The 20,453-nt window shown below is 50.6% G+C and carries 20 protein-coding genes; 8 read left to right on the top strand and 12 right to left on the bottom strand.

From position 1 onward, the window contains the following. Positions 1-76 precede the first annotated feature (76 nt). The gene (locus tag ACO0K9_RS00195; protein ID WP_422980660.1) at positions 77-952 is read right to left on the bottom strand and encodes a carbonic anhydrase family protein; all 876 of its coding nucleotides are present in this window, start codon (positions 950-952) and stop codon (positions 77-79) included. Between the two features lie 681 nt (positions 953-1,633). On the opposite strand from ACO0K9_RS00195, the gene ACO0K9_RS00200 reads away from it, so the two are divergent. Beyond that, a complete protein-coding gene (locus ACO0K9_RS00200) occupies positions 1,634-2,116 on the top strand; it encodes a hypothetical protein (protein ID WP_422980661.1) in 483 nt (160 codons plus the stop codon). An 80-nt stretch (positions 2,117-2,196) separates the two neighbouring features. Here ACO0K9_RS00200 and ACO0K9_RS00205 read toward each other — a convergent pair whose 3' ends face one another. The 4 genes from ACO0K9_RS00205 to ACO0K9_RS00220 form a co-directional block, all read right to left on the bottom strand. Continuing rightward, positions 2,197-3,093, bottom strand: a complete 897-nt coding sequence (locus tag ACO0K9_RS00205) for a hypothetical protein (RefSeq protein WP_422980662.1) — start codon at positions 3,091-3,093, stop codon at positions 2,197-2,199. A 111-nt stretch (positions 3,094-3,204) separates the two neighbouring features. Further along, a complete protein-coding gene (locus ACO0K9_RS00210) occupies positions 3,205-4,392 on the bottom strand; it encodes an acyltransferase family protein (RefSeq protein ID WP_422980663.1) in 1,188 nt (395 codons plus the stop codon). 139 nt (positions 4,393-4,531) lie between these two features. Continuing rightward, positions 4,532-5,638: a hypothetical protein gene (locus ACO0K9_RS00215; protein ID WP_422980664.1), complete on the bottom strand. Its 1,107-nt coding sequence runs from the start codon at positions 5,636-5,638 to the stop codon at positions 4,532-4,534. Positions 5,639-5,936: 298 nt separating this feature from the next. After that, a complete protein-coding gene (locus ACO0K9_RS00220) occupies positions 5,937-6,368 on the bottom strand; it encodes a hypothetical protein (protein WP_422980665.1) in 432 nt (143 codons plus the stop codon). A 221-nt stretch (positions 6,369-6,589) separates the two neighbouring features. Between ACO0K9_RS00220 and ACO0K9_RS00225 the strand changes: the two genes are divergently transcribed. From ACO0K9_RS00225 to ACO0K9_RS00235, 3 genes are read left to right on the top strand one after another with little or no spacing between them, the layout of a single operon-like run. Beyond that, positions 6,590-8,485, top strand: coding sequence for a CHASE2 domain-containing protein (locus ACO0K9_RS00225; protein ID WP_422980666.1), 1,896 nt, complete (start codon positions 6,590-6,592; stop codon positions 8,483-8,485). After that, the gene (locus ACO0K9_RS00230; protein ID WP_422980667.1) at positions 8,482-9,006 is read left to right on the top strand and encodes an SH3 domain-containing protein; all 525 of its coding nucleotides are present in this window, start codon (positions 8,482-8,484) and stop codon (positions 9,004-9,006) included. Before ACO0K9_RS00225 ends, ACO0K9_RS00230 begins: the two co-directional genes overlap by 4 nt. A 1-nt stretch (position 9,007) precedes the next feature. Further along, complete coding sequence (locus ACO0K9_RS00235; RefSeq protein WP_422980668.1) at positions 9,008-9,883, top strand: M48 family metallopeptidase; 876 nt, start codon at positions 9,008-9,010, stop codon at positions 9,881-9,883. A gap of 97 nt (positions 9,884-9,980) precedes the next feature. Here ACO0K9_RS00235 and arsH read toward each other — a convergent pair whose 3' ends face one another. The 6 genes from arsH to ACO0K9_RS00265 form a co-directional block, all read right to left on the bottom strand. Next, positions 9,981-10,643: an arsenical resistance protein ArsH gene (gene arsH, locus ACO0K9_RS00240; protein WP_422980669.1), complete on the bottom strand. Its 663-nt coding sequence runs from the start codon at positions 10,641-10,643 to the stop codon at positions 9,981-9,983. Positions 10,644-10,718: 75 nt separating this feature from the next. Further along, on the bottom strand, positions 10,719-10,883 hold the full coding sequence (locus tag ACO0K9_RS00245) for a hypothetical protein (protein ID WP_422980670.1): 165 nt from the start codon (positions 10,881-10,883) through the stop codon (positions 10,719-10,721). Continuing rightward, positions 10,876-11,295 carry an arsenate reductase (glutaredoxin) gene (gene arsC / locus ACO0K9_RS00250; protein WP_422980671.1) on the bottom strand — a complete coding sequence of 140 codons (420 nt, stop codon included), beginning with the start codon at positions 11,293-11,295 and terminating at the stop codon, positions 10,876-10,878. The genes ACO0K9_RS00245 and arsC overlap by 8 nt, the downstream gene beginning before the upstream one ends. 8 nt (positions 11,296-11,303) lie before the next feature. After that, a complete protein-coding gene (locus tag ACO0K9_RS00255) occupies positions 11,304-11,999 on the bottom strand; it encodes an MIP/aquaporin family protein (protein WP_422980672.1) in 696 nt (231 codons plus the stop codon). Between the two features lie 26 nt (positions 12,000-12,025). Continuing rightward, the gene (locus tag ACO0K9_RS00260; RefSeq protein WP_422980673.1) at positions 12,026-12,370 is read right to left on the bottom strand and encodes an ArsR/SmtB family transcription factor; all 345 of its coding nucleotides are present in this window, start codon (positions 12,368-12,370) and stop codon (positions 12,026-12,028) included. A gap of 165 nt (positions 12,371-12,535) precedes the next feature. After that, positions 12,536-14,128: a 2OG-Fe(II) oxygenase gene (locus ACO0K9_RS00265; RefSeq protein ID WP_422980674.1), complete on the bottom strand. Its 1,593-nt coding sequence runs from the start codon at positions 14,126-14,128 to the stop codon at positions 12,536-12,538. Between the two features lie 316 nt (positions 14,129-14,444). Between ACO0K9_RS00265 and ACO0K9_RS00270 the strand changes: the two genes are divergently transcribed. Continuing rightward, the gene (locus ACO0K9_RS00270) at positions 14,445-15,941 is read left to right on the top strand and encodes a hypothetical protein (protein WP_422980675.1); all 1,497 of its coding nucleotides are present in this window, start codon (positions 14,445-14,447) and stop codon (positions 15,939-15,941) included. Positions 15,942-16,299: 358 nt separating this feature from the next. Continuing rightward, positions 16,300-16,908: a TetR/AcrR family transcriptional regulator gene (locus tag ACO0K9_RS00275; RefSeq protein WP_422980676.1), complete on the top strand. Its 609-nt coding sequence runs from the start codon at positions 16,300-16,302 to the stop codon at positions 16,906-16,908. A gap of 40 nt (positions 16,909-16,948) precedes the next feature. On the opposite strand, the gene ACO0K9_RS00280 is transcribed toward ACO0K9_RS00275, so the two are convergent. Continuing rightward, a complete protein-coding gene (locus tag ACO0K9_RS00280; RefSeq protein ID WP_422980677.1) occupies positions 16,949-17,509 on the bottom strand; it encodes a TetR/AcrR family transcriptional regulator in 561 nt (186 codons plus the stop codon). 280 nt (positions 17,510-17,789) lie between these two features. Here ACO0K9_RS00280 and ACO0K9_RS00285 point away from each other — a divergent pair, with 280 nt between their 5' ends. After that, a complete protein-coding gene (locus ACO0K9_RS00285; protein WP_422980678.1) occupies positions 17,790-18,989 on the top strand; it encodes an FAD-dependent oxidoreductase in 1,200 nt (399 codons plus the stop codon). Positions 18,990-19,055: 66 nt separating this feature from the next. Next, positions 19,056-20,303, top strand: coding sequence for an MFS transporter (locus ACO0K9_RS00290; RefSeq protein ID WP_422980679.1), 1,248 nt, complete (start codon positions 19,056-19,058; stop codon positions 20,301-20,303). Positions 20,304-20,453: the final 150 nt, after the last annotated feature.

Raw genomic sequence — 20,453 nt, forward strand, 5'->3', positions numbered from 1 at the left:
TTTGCCAATTGTGACATAGCTGGCGATTTTCTCATCGCACAGCTATGTCTGGCTGCGGGCAAACCGTTAATTCCCGTCACGGGCTTACGATAGCCACACTTGACGGTGTCGTCAACGGTCGCGCCTGCAATGGTCTGGCGTTGGAAACACCGTTCAACAATGTGAGGCTGTTGGCGATGGAGTTCCAGTCGGCGGAGTGTATGCGCACCGGTTCCCGTAGCACAAAAAAGAATACCGGTGTATCGCAGGTGGGGGTGGTCAGTGATCCGTAATACTGGAATTGTGGCTGTGTGGTGAAGGGAAAAATCAGGCTGCCCAGTTGGAAATGTTTGATCGGCAAGGTTGGATTGCCTGCCATGCTTTCTGCCACTGGTTGTAGCACCGAATAGGGGCCACCAGTTTCTGGCCCTATCGCAAATTGCACTGCAAATACGGCATCGACCTTCCTGTTGCTGATGGCACCACTGCCAATGCCGCTGGCTTTGACATGCATCTCCAGCATGGATATGGGTTGCCTGACGATGGCGTGTTCGGCAGGGACGTGGAAATGGAATTCTTGCAGCGTGAATGTCATTGTCCCTGCACCTCCCCAATTGGAAGAAACGATGGTCAGTGGTCTGCCGCCTTGGGGGTTGACCGCAAAGGCGTAGTTGTTATGGTCATCTTTGCGCACCAGGTTTACAGCAAACCTGGGGTCGCTCAAATTGGTGGGGACGGTCCATCCACTGCCGCTATTGGCCGTTGTCGGGTCCAACACAATTGGCGACTGGTTCGGTATGCTGTCTGAACATTTGAGGCATTTGTAGACCTCCACCCAGTTGTTTTTTGTTCCAGTTAACTCGGGATATTTCCATTTGGGACATTGATTCTCATAATTTTCTTCGACATGGCTGCTGGACATGGGCATGGACATTCTTTTTTGCATCTCCATGCCATCGGCAGGCATTGGCATCGTCATCGACTGTTTAGGTGATTCTGGCTGGTTACTTGCACAGCCTCCTATACCTAGGAACAAAGTCAGCATCAGTGTCAAATGCCAGGGATTTACTTGTTGTCGCCTATTCGTCAACATGAGTTGCCTCTTTCTTCAATGGAAGTTAAGTCAAATACAAACTGGAAAAACACGGCAGGTTTGGGAATTACAAGTGCAAGGCTTCTATAAGCAAATAGGGTGATTGTCTAATTCATCATCAAATGTGTTGTTTTTGCAATATAGATTATCAAGACAAATAGTGCAAAAAAATTATTTTTTGATGATGTTTCGCGTTAAGCGGAATTGAATAATCGCCGTTTGCTTGCCATGGACAGCAATGCCAGTGACGCTAATGTGCATGCTGACGGTGATTTTGGTGACATGGCGTAGTGCACAATTTTGTATAAACATCCTACATAAATTGCTTGACGGCTATGGTTTAAGTGATATCTACTTCTGTGTCTTTCCGATAATAAATGAACGGCAAAGATGTCTGGCCAACTGGTGCCAGGTGTAGGGTGTTGATGTGCACGCTTGAGTGCAGACACTGTGCACTTGGCCCTGGTGTATTGATAGTCGCGCGCCTCAATTTCCCACATGTGTTTTTTACCCAAGATATGGGATGAGGTCATTTCTAACATCGTTAAAAGGAGTTTGAAATTGAATAAGCTATTAGTTACCTTGTTTTTGGTTTCCCAGTCTTTATGCGTCATGGCGAGTGAGCAGAGCAGTTGTCAGGCTGCTGCTGGAACCTTGCTCACTGGTACCGTTGTGAGCGCGCCGAAATTTGCTGCAGCAACACAAACCTTGAAAGGGGTAGGGCTGTCGCATACGCATGTACAGGTCCGTGTAGACCAGGACGGTCAAACCTATGATGTAGCGATGGATAACGTCTATGCTGTCGATTACGTTAAAAATGCCAAATCCATCCCCAAGTCGTTAGCGGCCATTAAAGTCAACGACAGGCTGGAAATGTGTGGTGAACCCTACACAAGTGGCGTAGGCATACATTGGGTGCATTCAAATTGCAATGCCGTGCCTAAAACCACGGCACCTGATGGCTGGGTCAAAACCATTGCTGCCAGCGGTGCGTTGGGCAGCAATCTGGAGCGCAGCCAGACTTATTGTTATCTCTGGAATTAAGCGGCCTTCATTGGGAATTGGACTGGCAGCTTGTCAGTCCAACTTCTGCAACCCAACTTCTGCAACTCAATTTTTGCGGTTTATTTTTTGCATGATTTTTGCGCGATTTGCGTCCCTGCATTGAGTGCATCGGCAAAATCTGTTTCTGTCATTTGTTCACCAAAGCGTTTCTTCAATTGTTCTGCGCTCAGTTGACGCCCGCGTGCTGCGGACTCTGCCACGCTATAGGTCATGGACAATTTCATGTCATGCTCAAGGACTTCGCTGGCATCATAGGCAGTGGCTAGCAGACCCATCGCAAAGGGTTCACATTGTCCTGCTGCGTCTTTTAAATAATTGACGGCATCTTCTTTCCATTTTTTGACGACCGGGTCATCCCGATTTTCTGTCAAGTCTATGGTTTTGCCGGTGGGGCCTTCCATATAAAAATCGATCTTTGCGTCCGCATTGCCAGCGTTGGCTGCCAGCGTCAAAAACCGCATGCGTTCTTGTAATTGCGCTGGTGTGATATTTGCGCAGAGCTTTCGCAGTGTTTCACGCTCGCGCAAGAATTGCGCATGTTCTGCAGGGTTTTGATATTCGGGGGCAGGTTCGTCATTGTTTGCGCAGACTGACTCTGCCTGATAGACCTTGTAGGCTGCGTTGGCATCCCCCGTGCGTGCTGCAGCTATCCATTGCGCGATATATTCCTGGGCATTCTTTCCTCCAAAATCAATCACTCTGCCATTTCGTCCTATGACAAGCAAGGCTTGCGCTTGTGTGTCCTGGCTTTGTACACGCGGTAAGGGTCTTGCGGTGCCGTGAGCAAATGGGGAATCGCCCCAGTTCGCTGAGCGAGCTGATATGTTTTTGTCTGTAGCGTTTGCAGGTGCCGTCGAACCAGCCGTTTCATTCTGGCTAAGCCAGGTGAAATAGGCAGCAGTTACAAGAATAAGGCAGGCAACTGAAATGCTGGCAGCGCGAACAATGGTGGTCACAGGTTTTGGGATGAACAAGGAATTTGTTTTAGTGTAGCAAAGATAAGGGCATTCACCGCAATGACAGTACAGATATTCCGCTGCCCCGTTTCAAATGGTGGATTTTCACTGTTACAGTCCACTGGTATTCAGGTAAGTTCGATTATCTTCTTCATCTTTTTTCGCACGGTTGCTTGTTTGCCGGGTTTTACTTGGAAACCATCGTGCCCGTATCTGCATAAATGGTGTCTCCACCAGGCGATACAGTAACCAGCCACCAAATATTCCGGCAGCGGTGACAGACATGATAGTCAAAGGTGCATTCGCGTCGATATGCTGTTTGGTCAGTTCTGCACCTATCAGCATGAACACGGGTTTGTGTACCAGGTAGACGGCATACGACCATAGCGCCAGTTGGGCGGCACCGGGCAGGCGCAGGCGGTGCAGGTAGCTGTTGGGGCTGAGTGCAGCCAGGGTGAGGATGGCGAAGCTGATGGCCAGTAATGAAAAGCCCAATGCGTTGACGATCAGCGGTTTGTTGGTGTCGTCGCTGTTGATACAATACAAGACGCCGCAGGTGGCAAGCAGGCCGGTGATTAGCAATGCCTGGCCATGACGCATCAGTCGGTCATAGAAACCCGTATGAAAATTCTTGAGCATGGCAATGGCGACGCCAGGCAGCAATTCATCAAAGCGTCCAAAGGTGGAATAGTAAACTTGCGCATCAAACGCAGGATGACCATGTAAGAATCCCGTACCGCCAGCAGGATGAGCAGGTAAGAATGCCATACCGCGAAACAGCATGCCACCACCAATTGCCGCAATGAGCAGGCCCCAGGCCAGCCACAGTGGGCTTTTGAGCCGTAGCAGGACAAGGCTGATGAGCGGCAGTATCAGGTAAAACTGTTCTTCTATGCACAGCGACCAGGAATGGGTAAATGTCTGCCCGTATTCCAGCCCTATGTTTTGTGTGAATGTGAGGAATTGCCAAAGAGATGAAGTACTGCGTCCGGATAGCGCCGCCGGAAAAATAAAGTACGCTGCCAGCACCACATAATAGTTGGGCAGGGTGCGCAGCAGGCGTCGGGCAAAAAAGTTCTTTAACGACAGTGGCTCCCCATTAGCGATGCCAGACATGATCTGGTTGCCTATCAGGTAGCCGCTCAGCACAAAAAATAAATCCACGCCTGCCCAACCTATGTCGCCGACAAAGCCAAAGGTCTGGTGTTTGCTGACAAAGCCGGAGTAGTGTGACATCAATACCAGCAGTATGGCCATCGCACGCAGGGTATCCAGGCCGTTCAATCTTTTGGGATGCATCAAGTTGTTGTCAATAAGTTGTTAGAACACAATCCTGACGAGCAGGGATTTTTTGCGGTACATGTTGCCCTGATACCTTTGGAGGCCTGAATGGCCGATGGCCTCGTAGGCCTACTAGGCCTACGAGGCGTTGCTTGTTTTAAGGGAAGGCAAATCCGCCAATAGAAATTCCCTCAGGCGCAATAATGCCAACGGCTGCGGTAGGTGGATTTTGGGTGCCGATAGTGCTGGCCTGATTGATGATGTAAGCCTTGGTGTATGCGCCGATATATAACCTGTCATTCTGCGGGTCAAAAGTCACAAATTGCGTATTGTCACTATTGTTGTCCACTGTGGTGAATCGTAAACGACCCAGGGGAACCTTGCCACTGGCTGTGCTGGCGCCGTTGACAACGGTCAAGCCCGCAGAAGTATTGACGCTGTATAACCTGTCTCTTGCTTCATCAAGTGCGATATCTGTGTCGTAAGTGGTCACAGAAAAAAAGCGGCTATATTTGATTCTTCCGTTTGCTGTATCGATGTTGGGATAGACAAATATCATTCCGTTCAGGCTGAGATAAAGCAATGAACGGCTGGAGTCGATGGTGAAGTATTCAATCGATTGGTTGACGGTCGATTGATTGATCGCGTCGGTAGTAATGGTCAAATTGATGACCCTATCCGGTTTGACATTGCCATTGAGTGAACTGGCGTGATTGAACACCAGCAAGGCATCGCTGCAGCCTAAGCCACAAAGTAGGGGAATAGACGACGCAATGACATACAGCGTATCATTTTTCTTATCAAGATAAAATTTTCCGAGAGAAGTCGTAATGTTATAGCCGACAGGCGTAATATTCCGGCTTGGGGTGCTGTTGGCGCTCATGGTACTCGCATTGCCAAAAGCGATGACGCGACCTGTGCTGGTTGGGTTACTGCTGTCAAGTGAAATGGCATACAGTTGATCGGTTTTGGCGTCATAAGAGATGGTTGGATATATCCAATGCATCCCTGAAATAACGTCGCCAGAAAATGACGTGCCGGGTGCGGGGTTTAAGGTCGCGAATTTACCGATGGCGCCATGAGCAATATCAGTTGCAAAAAGAAGATTTCTGGATGTACCGCCTGTACTTGTGCCGCTTGATGTGCCAGAAGTACCTGGCGAGCCGGAAGAACCACCGCCACCGCAGGAAATCAAACTCAGTGCCAGAACGACAGGAAGGAAAATTTTTGTGATACTTGTTGATGGACTCGTTGATGGGCGCATTGTTATTTGGTTTTTGGTTAAAGTGGTTTTGATGTCATCTGGCTGCAGTGCCTGGCCACAGAATAGATACGCTTGTCCAGTTTAATGGAAGTGCGAATTTCTATTCAAGCGACTTGCAAGCGCAATAGTATTTCTTATAACGTCATGAAACACAAGCTTGAGCTGCTTTAGCTTGCCTCCGGATTGGGTAAAAACCAGGCGCAAGTATAGTGATGGATTGTAGATGTTTTAGGCAGCGACAGATGGCGTCGAGGTGCAATACAGTGCCTGTTTGCGTAAAGCGGCCCCAAGAATTTTTCTAGCGAAACTTGACAAGGAAAAACAATACCGCGAAGCAGATCAGGCCGAATATGACGGATGATTTTACATCGCGGGTTTCTCCTGGCCAGCGGGTTTTCTTTGGATCGGTGCTTACATATTCAATATCCACTGGCTGACGCCTTTGATACTTGTCCATGATTTCTTTGGGTATTGTTTTCTTCACGGTGATTTGTTGATTATCTGCCGTGGTGAAGTTGATGTCAGCTTCGTTGGTAACCGACACATCAGTAGTACGCCCATACTTTGTCTTGGTACGCACGGTTTGCGAGTATTTATCTATTTGCTCGGTTTGTGCTGTGAGGCCATGGCTTTTGAACGCGCGATTGTCGGTATAACCGGTAATACTTTCGAAGCAGGTAAGAATCAATAAAGCGAAAAGAATAAATTTGAATAAAAATCCCTTAAACATGTGAATCTGTCCTTGTTATGATTGTTATGGTTGGTGTGGTGCTGTTTTTTTTGTGGTGAATGTCACAAGCGCGCAGGCATTGCTTTTATTCTTATTGGTTCCTGGATTGATGGGGGAATAAATTTATTGGATTTAGTGAGACTAATAAATAGTTAATCTGTAAATATAATGCAATAAAATGCAATGCATAAGCAAGAATTTATTCGGGCGGCTCTGACGACATGCTAAAAAAACTCTTCCCCTTCATCAATAATGCAACGACGCGCTGGTATGCGGCGCTGACCTTGCTATTGGTGCTGGCGATGGCTGTGGAGTTGTTTGGGCTGCATGGGCTGGCCACGACAGAGTCGCGATTGGGGGATGTGTATCTGCGGCACCACGCGCCAGGCTATAAGGCAGATGCGGATATTGTGGTGGTGGATATCGACGATGCCAGCATGCTGGGCATGCAGAAAATTGCCGGCCTGTGGGCCTGGAAACGTGAGATACACGGGTTTTTGCTGGAATCCCTGGCGACGCTGGAACCACGTGCGGTCGTATTTGATCTGAATTTTCATGAGCGCGATCAGGAAAAACCCTTGAGTGATGCTTTTCTGTCACAGCAGATCCAGCAATTGCCACACACTTATATTGAAGTCTTGCAGCTCAAACCATCGGCGTTTGTTGCTGATGTCGCCTTGCAGGATGTAGGGGATGTCTTTGCCATTAAGCAGGCTGGCAGCAAGGGTGCGCGGGCCACGCTGCAATTACCTTATGCCATTGATCGCAAGGCCTGGCGGCTGGGTCTGGTCAACAGCATTGAAGATGCCGACGGCGTGGTGCGCCGCTATCATCTGCATATCGATGTGAATGGCTGGAAAATACCCTCCCTGCCCGCCAGGGTGGTGGGGGATATCAATGGCCGCCTGCCGGCCGGTAAAGACTTCCAGTTGTTCTGGCCGGAAAAAGGCCACCAACGCTATGCCTATGCCGACCTGTTCAAGAAACTCACCGAAGAAATGCCAGACCTGTCACCCGCCGCTCTGGCAGAGTTGAAGCAGCGCTTCCAGAATAAAATCATCGTCATCGGTTCGTCGGCAGCAGGGGCCTTTGATCATCACCTGACGCCGCTGGATGCGGGGTATCCGGGTGTGGATATTCTGGCGGTGGCGATCGATAATTTAAAAAATGGCCGCAGCATTCGTGATGTGGCAGCCATCTGGCCATTTACAATCGGCGTATGCCTGATTGTTGGTTTGGTATTCGCGTTCAGGCGTCGCGTCAATCCAGTCCTGACTGGCAGCCTGTTGCTGGTGGCAACGGTGCTGGCCTTGCTGCTGGCAGACAATATGATCAACCATCACCTGATGTTGCCCTTGGCTACGCCGCTGGTGTTTGCCTGGGCCTGGTTTCTGTCCGCAGCCATTGCCGGTTTTTTGCGTGAACGCCGCACGCGTGACAGGACGGTATCGCTGTTTGGCCGCTTCCTGAACCCTGAGGTCGTGCGAAAAATTGTGGACCACGGTGAAACTGTAGAAAGTTTATCCGGGCAAACGCGGCAGATATCAGTACTGTTTTCTGATATACGCGGCTTTACCAGCTTGTCTGAAAGCAAGTCTCCGGATGAAGTGGTGAAACTGCTCAACCGTTATTTTGAACATCAGGTCGAGGTGGTCTGGCGTCATCGCGGCACGCTGGACAAATTCATCGGTGACTGCATCATGGCTTTCTGGGGCGCACCGCTGGATGATGCCGAACATGCGAGGCATGCAGTTGCCGCAGCCATGGAAATGCAGGCCAACCTGCTGGCTTTCCGGCAGGAATTGCTGGCAGACGGATCTGACCTGGTTGACTTCGATGTCGGCATCGGTGTACACACGGGGTCTGCTGTGGTAGGCTTTATTGGTGCCAAACGCAAGCTGGATTACACTGCAATTGGCGATACCGTCAATCTTGCCAGCCGGGTAGAAGGCTTGACCAAAGGTGTTGCGCGGGTGCTTGTTACCAGGGAAACGGTGCAGGCCTGTGCCCAGTCAAAGTCCGATTTTGAGTTCGATTTTGAGTTGCGCGGGGCTTTTGCCGTCAAAGGCCGGGTCGCGGAAGTTGAATTGTATGAGCCTATAAGGAAAAGTGCATGAGAATCCCGATTTTAATCATCAGCATGCTGCTGGCTGGCAGTGCCAGTGCCGAAAGCGCTTACACCCAGCGCAGCACGGATTTGCGCGACAAGGCGCAATTTGATTCTGCTGCCCTGACCACCCTGTCTAGCCAGACCAAGGTCGACGTATTGCAACGCAGCGGCGGCTGGGCACAGGTGAAAACCGCCAATGGCCAATCTGGTTGGGTAAAACTGCTGGACCTGCGCATGGAAGCCACCGCTGGTGTCAGTACTGCCGCACCATCGAGTGGTGGCAGCTTGCTGGGTTCACTGGCGACTTCCGGGCGCACTTCCAATACAGGCACCGTGGGTACAGGTGTCAAGGGGCTGGACAAGGAAGACCTGAAACGCGCATCGCCCAATTATGCTGAGCTACAGAAAATGCAAAAATTTGCGGTCGACAAAAACAGTGCCCAGGCATTCGCCCAGCGTTCAAAACTGGTGGCAAGCAATGTTGACTATGCCGGCCAGGATGCGGCTGGAAAGCGGGAGGGCAATTAAGATGCGCGCACTATATAAGTTTGCCGTTACCTGTCTGGCCCTGGCGCTGTCTGGTTCAGCGATGGCGCAGTTTGATTTCTTAAATAAGGCAATGGATGCTGCTAAAAGCAAAATGGGTCCCGCTGGTAACCTGCTCGATAAGGCCAAGCCCATTATCGACAGCATGGGGATTGACGAGCCGAAAGAAATAGAAATCGGTAATACCTTTGCGGCTTCCTTGTTGGGAGCGAAGCCTTTGTTAAATGACCCAGCCTTGCATCGCTATGTGAATACACTGGGGCGTTGGCTGGCATTGCAAACCGAGCGTCCTGATTTGCCGTGGACGTTTGGTGTATTGGATGATGATGGATTCAATGCTTTTGCGACACCAGGAGGAAATATTTTTGTCACCAAGGGTTTGCTTGCACGTATGCGCAATGAATCTGAATTGGCAGGGGTCTTATCCCATGAAATAGCTCATGTGATTCGTAAGCATTATGTGAAGGCACTTCAAATTAGTGCTCTTGCAGGTGGGAGTGTTGAAATATTCACAGAACGCTGGAATAAAGGGCCAGCCGAATTCAGACCATATATTGCGGGCTTTGTTAAAGACGTTTATTCCAAAGGTCTCGACAAAAGTGATGAATACGAAGCTGATCGTATTGGTGTCGTGATTGCAGCCCGTGCCGGTTTTGATCCTTACGGTCTGCCGGGTGTTTTGCAGACGCTGCAATCTCAAAACCCGCGGGATGGTGGTTTTACCTTGCTGTTTGAAACCCATCCCACCCCAACAGACCGCCTGGACAGTCTTAGCAAGGTAATGAATGGCCGTTTCGATTCCAATAATGGCTCAGTTGGCAAATCTTTTGCTGAACGTTCTAAAGAGTTCAGTCGCTAAATCTGATGCACTAAAAGCGACCTGGTTTGTTGTATGCATCAAGCAAAACGCCCATATTGATGGGCGTTTTGCATTGCGGACGGTACTGGCAAGCGGTTCAGATGTTAGCCTGACGCACTCGCCTGGACAATTCTTCCGCGCTTTCCTTGCGTTCACTATAGCGGTCTACCAGATAGGGCGCGACATCGCGGGTCAGCAGGGTGAACTTCATCAATTCTTCCATGACATCGACCACGCGATCATAGTAGGACGATGGTTTCATTCTGCCGGCGTCATCAAATTCCAGGAAAGCCTTGGCGACCGATGACTGATTGGGAATGGTGATCATGCGCATCCAGCGCCCCAGTATGCGTAACTGATTGACGGCGTTGAAGGATTGCGATCCGCCCGATACTTCCATGACTGCCAGGGTTTTTCCCTGCGTTGGTCTGACGGAGCCAACGGAAAGCGGAATCCAGTCTATCTGCGCCTTCATGATACCGGTCATGGCACCATGGCGTTCGGGCGAACACCAGACCATGCCTTCGGCCCATGTTGCCAGTTCACGCAGTTCCCTGACCTTGGGGTGGTCCTCTGGTGCGCCATCCGGCAGCGGCAGACCCTGTGGATCAAACACTTTGACCTCGCCACCCATGGCGGTCAGCAGGCGTGCGGCTTCCAGTGTCAATAATTTGCTGTAAGAACCTGTTTGCGATCTGTAGCGAGCGAGCGTCAGCGGGAGTGAAGAGCAGCGCAAAAAGCGGAATGTACAGTAGTACATGAGCATTTTGAGCAGCACATGAGCCCCGATCACGCTCGCGCAGTAAGATCGCAAGCAGGTTCTAAGAACGTGCCCTTAAAGAGCCATCAATAATAAAAAACGCGGTGCATGGCTGGCAGGGTTTGCTGCATGCAGACGGTTCACGTCCGGCTGCTGAAACAGCGCATGTTTCAGGCTGGGTAAATCAGATGCAGGATCAGCTTGAGGTTCAGCTTTAGTATCAGCAGGGGGATCAAACACGGTGCCCCTCCGCATCGATCACTTTTTCGCCATCTTCCTTGGTAAATTCTTTCAACTGAGGCAGGGGCAGGATATCCAGTACCGCTTCTGACGGGCGACAGAGTTTGACGCCCAAGGGGGTGACCACAATCGGACGGTTGATGAGTAGGGGATGGGCCAGCATGGCGGCGATCAGCGCATCATCTGACAAGGCATCGTTGTCCAGGCCAAGTTCCAGATAGGGCGTGCCTTTTTGACGTATCAGGTCGCGTACGGGTATCGCCATGGCCGTGATCAGCGCTTGCAGTTTTTCTTTGGATGGCGGGGTTTTCAGGTATTCAATGATGTCTGGCTCAATGCCGGTGTTGCGTATCAATGCCAGGGTATTGCGCGAGGTGCCGCATTGCGGGTTGTGATAAATAGTGATGTTCATGGCGATGGCTATGTTGGTGATGAGTTGGCTGGCGACTGTATCTGTTTGTCTGGTTTCGGATACAGCCAGTCAAACAGCACAGTCGCAGCGGCGGCACCCAGCAATTGGGCGATGATGAAACCCGGCGCATCCACCGGTCGTATGCCGGCAAAGGTATTGCTGGCAGCGCGTGCCAGTGTGACCGCAGGATTGGCAAACGAAGTGGATGCTGTGAACCAGTAAGCTGCCGTGATATAGGCAGCCACGGCAAATGGCGTAACTGCTGGCCGGCTGCGGCTGCAACTGATGATGATGGCGATCAGCCCAAACGTGGCAATGAATTCACTCCACCATTGAGGCATGCCGGTCCGCACGTGTTGCGAGGCAAAAAATAGCGGCAGGTCAAACATCAGGTGGGCCACGGCGACGCCGATAAAAGCGCCACAGACCTGCATGCAGATATAGGGTAATACCTCCGATACCGGCATATTTTTTTGCCAGGCTTCAGACAGGCTGACCACGGGGTTGAAGTGGGCACCAGAAATGCTGCCAAACATCAATATCAGGGCAATCAGACCGGCACCGGTGGCAAGCGCATTGGCAAGCAGGGCAATGGCGAGATTGCCGCCCGCCAGTCTTTCGGCCATGATGCCGGACCCGACTACAACGGCCAGCAACAGCGCCGTGCCCAGGCCTTCAGAAATATAACGTCTTGCTTTTGTCATGGTGGTGCGCTAAAGGGGAGTGAGTTTTATGCAGGTGTTTTCTTGCCAGCCTTTGCTGGCTTGCATGAAGACAGGGGAGTACAGGGATTGCCGCCGCAGCAGTTGTCAGTCAAAAAGCCCAGCAGATTATTCATGGTCGTAAAATTGGCTGCGTAAATCATGAAGCGCCCATCCTGTTTAACGCTGATCATGTTGGCGTGACTTAATTCCTTCAGATGAAAGGACAGCGAGGATGGGGCAATATTCAGTGCTTCGCTGATTTTGCTGGCGATCATGCCTTCTGGCCCGACCTGCACCAGCAGACGAAAAATCGCCAACCGTGATTCTTGCGCTATTGCTGCCAACGCTGAAATAGCTGCTGTGGTTTCCATAAGTGTTTGCTGTATTGATTCGATATTTCAATTATATTCGAAATATCGAAATGATCAAGATTTGGTTTTGCAAAGTTGATGGCAGGCCCCGGAATCAGTGGCCTGCTATTGGATGTCGCTTAAGAACCCGTTATAAGGATGAAGGTTGATGCAGCAAGCGGAAGCTCAGATGGCTGGCGCAGCATGCAGGCGTATGCTGCCATCATAAGAACAGCTCAGGTAGTTGCCGTGGTCACGCACCAGAATATCGGTGACAAAGTTATCGTGGCTGCTGGTGCTTACCGGTATGCCGCTACGGACATCCCACACCTTTACACACTTGTCTTCGCCGCTGCTGGCCAATAAGTCGGCAGACAAGAAGCGTATGCTGCGCACGGCAGCCTGATGTGCCTGCCACTGGCGGGTGATGGTGGGGTGTGCTGAAGAGCCGGTTAATCCGGACCATGCAGTCAGCCTGCCATGGATGTCACCTGTCACTAGGCTGTCGCCGTCGGGTGAAACGGCAAGGCAGCGCAGTGCGACCTCACCTGGCAGGGCGGCAATGCATTGCTGTTGCTGGATGTCCCACAGGCGCACCGTGCCGTCTTCGGAAGCGCTGGCCAGCCAGGTGTCAGACCAAGGGCATATTGCCCATACCCAGCCTGTGTGCCCATGCAGGCTGGCCACATGGCTGGCATCATCGGTCCAGAGTTTGATGCTGTGGTCAGCCGAGCAGGTGGCCAGGCCAGACGCTGGCAGCGTGCAGATACCGAGCACGGCAGCATCATGCGCATGCACGGCTTTCTCGCAAAGGCCGGTTTCCAGATTCCACAAACGCAAGCTGCGGTCGCGTGATACTGATGCAAGTTGTTGCCGCCCGCTGACAGTCAGGCCCAGCACGGACTGTGCGTGTCCCCGCAATACATTTACCGGACTACCGTCGTCTTGCCAGATGCGTATGCTGGTATCTCTGCCGGCACTGGCAATGCGGCCATGCGGCAATTTCGCCATGGCCCAGACATAGCCCTGGTGTGCCGGCGTGAATGCGGTTTTTGCTTCTGGTGGTAGTGCAGGCTGCTGCAGGCGATACATGAGGTCGCTGCGCATGATGTGTTTCACACCCTGGGTCACGACTTCGCCTGCGTGCCACAGGTGGTGGTCAAACAGGATCAGGCTGCCAGCCCTGGGTTTGACGCGCCCCAGTATGCCTGTTTTAGCAAAGGTGGATTCTGGTCCGGCGGTAAAGAAGACCGTATCGCCGCCGCTAAAGCTTGCTTCATCACTGAGGTAAATCATGAAGGTCAGTCTGGATTGGTAGCCGGTATGGCGAAAGTGCACACCATCCTGATGGATGTTGAATTGTTGATTGGGGTGATAGCGGCAAAAACGCAGGCGTTCATTGATACCGTGTAATTGCCAGTCTTCCATAGTGCGGATGGCGGCTGCCTGATCATTGTTTTGCAGGCGCGTGGTCAGGCGCTGAAAAAGACGAGCCGCCAGTAAAGGATTGTCCACCACCAGCCTGTCGTTGTTGCGGTAAGACGGCGGGTAATCGGTCTCTGCGCTTTGAAAGCCAGTGTTTTCGGCCAGGACGATATAGTGCTGGCATTCTTCTGCCGATAAAAAATCATGGATGAGCATGCAAAAGCCAGCTTCGCGGGGCAGGGGGAATTCAAACGCCAAGCGCTCGCCAGGTGTGGCGATGCCCTTGATACCCTTACTGGTGTTGTCTGTAATGGCGGCTGTGACTGCTTGTTGTTTCTCTTGCATTGCAGGCATGATGCTTTCCTTTAAATAGGTTGGTCAACCAACTTAAAATAAAGAATACGCCAGCTTTGAATGAAAACCAAGTAAAATTTGGTTGTTCAACCAAAATTTACTCGTTCGGCCGGACTGTGAGGTAGTAATTAAAGTGCAGCGTGTTCACGTTATGCAGTCCTCCAGGTCAAAGCTGAGAATCAATCTCTGTTGAGCGTGTGGTATTGCTCATAATGAGGTTGTTGCAAATGCTTAAGTAACTGAGTTCCGCGCAGATTTGTATGTACGCATTGCCGCATGCGTTTGATTGTTCTGACAGGGAATGAGAAAGTAAAGAATGAAAAAAGTAGACATCAAGCTCTTCGAAGAATTAGCGTCGCTTGACGACGTAACACGTTTAGCGGCGGCGGTACAACTGCAACGCCTGGAACATGGCTACTTCGATCAATTCAATACAAAGAGGTTTCGCTTCAAAGCAGAGCAGATCCAATGCTTGGTTTTAGCTTGGCATACATCAAGCAATGCGCTGGTTAGACTATGGGTTGCTCAGTTGCTTGCCATAACTAAGACAGATACGGACGAAGTGCTTGCCTTGTTGAGGGAGGCTGTCCACCTCGATGGTAAATACATTCCCACAGTGGCGGAATTTTTGCGGAATCGATTGCAGCGAATCCCGGATGGTTTGAAATTATTCCGGTCGTTATCCCAGCATCCCAGCGATGGCGTACGTTTGAGTTGTGCGATGGTGCTTGGGTTGATGATACATGATGGTACGTTCGACTACGAAATTGACCTGCCAATTCTACGTACACTGATGCTTGATACTTATTCATACACGCGAACGCAAGCCGTATCGGCTGCGCGGTACATAAACCTGGGCCCAGCGGACTTTGAGGTGCTGTTAGATGTCGTGAATATCGACAGCGGGGCCGCGCGGGACTATGCACGGGAGTTGATGTCCAAACTAGAAAACATACTGTCAAACTGCAAGGCATCTGCATTTGCGCCGCGCGTTCCCTTGCTGCGAATTGATGGTGTTTACAGAACTGAAAAGGCAGAGCTAGATCCGGCAGGTGCATGGGTGTCAAGCGGTTGCTTGCGATTCTTCGATGATGCGACTGTGCAGTACTTCGGGACTAATATCGCGCCCGTCGACTTCCGTTATGGTTTGGCTGACATCTGGCGTTGCAATGCGAAAGGGGTTACCAACCAGGCAGGTGGGAAAATTGCGTTCTCGCTTGAAGGGGGAGTGGACATAATCGACTGCGAGGGGTATATCGATGGTGACAGGTTGCAACTAGTGTGTAGTCGACGCAGTAGCGGCATGCAGTGGGAGGAGGGCTATCGCTGGGCACATGTGGACTGGTGCGCAAGGGCGTCGGAGGTCAATCTGGAAGCGATTGAGACTAACGGCCGGACGCAGAACGAAACACTGCCGTTCATACCGCAACGGCCGCGATCTATGCGGATATCTGATTCGGTGAAGTGGTACATTCAATACCTTGCACGCTTGCCCTCAATGATCGAGCAAGAACAAGACGAGGCCAAGCGTGTTGCGCTCGCTTGGCGAATCAAACGCCAATTGCGTGACGTAGCTGCGGATGCGCTGTACAGCACCGCATTGAAAAAAGAATTCTACGCAAAACTACCACTGCCGACTCTCAATGAACTGCGATCTAAGACGCCAGCGGAGGCAATAAAACAATTATTGACCGTGACGCAGGTGGAAAGGCGTGCATTCCCGGGAACAGTTGGCGAATTTATCGGGCTGCAATATTTCGATGGACGTCACGTTTGGGAAATGACCGAGGAGGGGTGGGCACTGAAGAGGTAAGTACGTGTTCTTGGTGAATTGATGGGCATTGCCAGCGTCGAATGCGACATGCGAATGACAATTTGGGGACGCAGAGGCTGGAATGGAGCGTCGACTGCAGCCGCTCATCATCGTATTTATTGATTTCGGATAACTTAGAGTCACGAATTTTATTTGCAACTAATCAGTAGCCTAAAAAAGTTGGTTAATCAGCTTAAAAATAGGAGGTAGCCCTGATGTGAAGTCGGGGTAAATTTGGTCAGTTAACCAAAATATATTCGTATTCTTTCTTAGTTTGTTAATTCATTGTTATCTGAATAAATGAGGTGGAGCACCGTACACCGTATTGCCTGCGCCATACATGAAGAAAGAGACCAGGATGTCAAGAAAATCAAATACAGAGCAGCGTCGCCAGGAAATCGTGTTTGCTCTTTTGTCCGTCATGGCAGAGCAGGGCTATGAGAAGGCGACGATACTGGCCATCGCCAAAAAGGCAGAACTGGCACCGGGCCTGATTCACTATCACTTCAAAAGCAAGGGCGAAATACTGATTGCGTTGGTGAAGTTTCTGGCCAGTCTGTCGCGTGCACGCTATGAGGCGTTGTCCGCCAGTGCCAATACGTCGCAAGAAAAGCTGACGGCCTATGTGCAGGCCAGGTTGTCTAAAGGGGAGGGGGCCATGCCAGAGGCGGTGTCTGCCTGGGTGGTGATTGGCGCTGAAGCCGTCAGGCAGTCTGAAGTGCGCGCCGTGTTTCAAGAAGCCATTGCTGCTGAATTGGCGTTGATACAGGCTTTATTGACGGCGTGTCTGCAAGATCAGCACAAGCGCACTGACGGTGTTGCGGGGCTGGCGGCGGGCTTGCTGGCTTTTATGGAGGGAGCCTTTCAGCTCGCCAGTGCCGCGGGAGATGTCATGCCGCAGGGCTATGCAGCGGCGACCGCCCGGGCATTTATAGAAAACAGTCTGGCGGCGCAGGCCTCAGTCTGAATCAACTTAAAATTGATGATGGAACCAGTGCGCAAGACGGCTACTCTTTCCAGCCATTCTTCATCATATTGAACAAGGTATGCAAGGAGGCTTTGGGGTTGTCGGCATTTTTCGAGCGATGAAATGCATCCAGAATAAAGTGGGCCAGCGCTTCCGCTTCTGCTTTCTCTAATTTATTTTTTGTTTCTTGCTGTAGTGCTACAGCCAGTGATTTTTCATAGCGCATCCAGATTTGTTTGGCATAGGCATGTAAATCTGGTGTGGAATAAACCATCTTTCTGAAGGCATCGACTTCTTTTTTCTTGTACGTGTCAAAAGCCATATAGCTTGAGAAATGCTGAAGCAGGGCGTCCAGTATGGATACGCCTTCTTTTCTGTCAGTAACGGCAGCGATCAATCTTGCTTCCCGCTCTGCTTCTTCATCAAATACTAGGGTCTCTTTGGTGGGGAAGTATTTGAATAGGGTAGGCACAGATACTTCTGCCAGTCTGGCAATTTCTGCTGTTGTGACTTCGTCATAGCCTTTTTCCATGAAAAGCCTGGTCGCCAGATCAGAAATCATTTTCCTGGTTTTTGCTTTTTTTAATTCCCTCAGTCCCATCAAAGACCCCTAATGCTGTTTTTATCATTTGCTTCATTCTAGCATATTCGCCACTTCAATTATTACTTCAATTAATAAATTAAGTGACTTTACTTTTTAATTTGGTTAAATTATAGTGCGACTCAAGGCAGTGTTCAGCTTGCCGATTTCTTGCAAATACAGAATATTTTTGGCTTTGCTGCAATATTCGCAATTTCAAAACGTCTATCCATTCAGCAGCAATATCGGCACGCCTATGCAAAAGCATGCAATGAAATGGATAAAAACCGGAATCATCGTCATGACAAAAATCCATAAGCAAAGTCCAATACAAGACAAGCAGATTGCCATCATAGGTGCAGGGCCGGGCGGGCTGACTTTGGCACGCCTGTTGCAAATGCAGGGTGCCAAGGTGAAGGTGTTTGAAAGGGATATCAATCAGTTTGCCCGCATGCAGGGCGCAACCCTGAACCTGAATGAAGGCTCGGGTTTATCCGCCTTGCGTGCAGCCGGGTTGATGGATGCGTTTGAGCAGGCGTATCGTCCGGGTGCCGAGAAAATGCTGTTTGTAGATGCACAGGCAGCAGTCATCATCGATGAACTTGGACCAGAGAGCAACGACAGGCCAGAGATTGACCGTGGCCCCTTAAGGAATTTGCTGCTGGCTTCGCTAGAAGATGATACGGTGGTGTGGGATGCCCGTTTCTCGTCTTTACAAAGAACAGAGGAGTCGGTTGAAATCACATTTGAAAACGGCGATAAATTTACTGCTGATTTGCTCATCGCGGCCGATGGTGCCAACTCAAAAATACGTCCCTATATCACTGCGCTGGCACCTGAGTATTCGGGGGTGACGGTGCTGGAAGGCACTGTAGCTGATGTTGCAAGTACTATCCCGGAATTATATGAATTGCTGGGCGGTGGAAAAATTTGCGTGCTTGATGATGAAAAAACCTTGTTCATCGTGCTGAAAGGGGATGGCAGTGTGGCTTTTTACACTGGACACAAAGCGGATCAGCAGTGGTGTACCCAATGCAAAATCGATTTTTCTGACAGGGAACAGGTATTAGCCTGGTTCAGGCATGAATTTGGGAACTGGAGTGGGATCTGGACAGAATTGTTCAAGCATGCCACCCTGCCTTTCATACCGCGCCCACAATTCTGTGCACCTGTGCACCAAAGCTGGCCATCTTTGTCTAACCTGACCATGCTGGGTGATGCTGCCCATGTCATGCCACCGTATGCGGGGGAGGGGGTGAATATGGCAATGCAGGATGCTATGGTGCTGGCCAGGCAATTGCTGAACCCGGAGTTGGATATGCATGCCGCTATCGCTGCCTATGAAACCGAGATGCGCGCACGGAATGCAGAGACCGCAGCGGAAACGTTGAAATTTACCCAGGTCTTTCATTCCTATGAGGCAGTACCGTTTTTCAGGGAATTTTTTTCTGGAAATCAGGATGTGCTATTACAAAAAGAGGGCTTCAGAGAAGCTGCTTGACTACAAAAAAAATATGAACTCAGACCATAATAAAGAGTCTGAATTTCAATGCAAAAGAAAGAAAACATGACTCAAACTATTTCTACCGAACCGCCAACGCAGTTCACCGGCTATCAAAAATTTGTCCTCGCCATATTGGCGTTTTTGCAATTTACTATCATACTGGACTTCATGATCATGTCACCGCTGGGTGCGATCCTGATGCCAGCTTTGAATATCACACCTTCACAGTTTGGGGTGGTGGTATCTGCCTATGCCTTCAGCGCTGGTATCGCCGGTTTTACAGCGGCTGGTTTTGCTGACCGTTTTGACCGCAAAAAGCTGCTCATGTTTTTTTATTGCGGCTTTATCCTGGGCACCTTCCTGTGCGGGATTGCGCCTAATTTTTACTTCCTGTTATTCGCACGTATCGTGACGGGTTTGTTTGGCGGCGTCATTGGTGCCATCGTGATGGCGATTACGACAGACTTGTTCCCTTTCAGTATGCGCGGCCGGGTCATGGGTGTATTGCAAACGGCTTTTGCCGGTAGCCAGATCCTGGGTTTGCCTATTGGTCTGTATCTGTCTGCGCACTTGGGCTGGCATGCGCCTTTCATGATGATCGTGGGGATGGCCGCTATCGTCGGCGTCATCATCATTGTGAACCTGAAGCCGATTGATGCGCATTTGCAGTTGCAGTCTGACCGCAATCCTTTCCATCATTTGAGAGACACGATAGCAACACCCAGGTATTTGCTGGCATTTGCCGCGACAGGATTTCTGAGCATAGGCGGTTATATGCTGATGCCGTTCAGCAGCGCCTTTGCGGTCAATAACCTGGGTATTTCGATGAAGGAATTGCCGATGATTTATCTGGTCACAGGCTTCGGTGCGATTATCACTGGCCCTCTGGTTGGTAAGCTCAGCGACAAGTTTGGCAAATATCGCGTATTTTTGTTCGGAGCTGCGATGACGATCGTCATGGCCGTGATCTACACCCGTCTTGGCGTCACGCCTTTGCCTATGGTCATTTTGGTCAATGTCTTGCTGTTTGTCGGTATTTTTTCGCGCATGATTCCCGCCCAGGCAATGATGTCAGCTGTGCCAGCCGCTGACAGCCGGGGCGCATTCATGGCGATCAATTCCTCGCTGCAGCAAATTGCCGGTGGTGTCGGCTCTGTGGTTGCCGGGATGATCGTCAGCCAGCCTGCTGGTGGCGCGATACTGCATTTTGATTTGCTGGGCGATATTCTGGTGTGCACCGTGCTGCTGACTGCTGTCATGATGTATTTCATTCACCGCATGGTGGCAACACCTGTGGCTGTGCCTGCCTGATCAAGGCATTTCAACCGCACTTCAAACAACTAAATCTGAATGTCTTGCCATCAGGCTGGCGTTCAGATTTCAGCCTTTCATGGCCCTTTGAGCGCAGAGGGCCATTCTTTCCCCAGAGCTAAGGGGTATTTCCTCCTTTATTCCAAGCAT

It is taken from the genome of Undibacterium sp. Ji50W, from assembly GCF_049340445.1.
Lineage (GTDB): Bacteria > Pseudomonadota > Gammaproteobacteria > Burkholderiales > Burkholderiaceae_D > Undibacterium.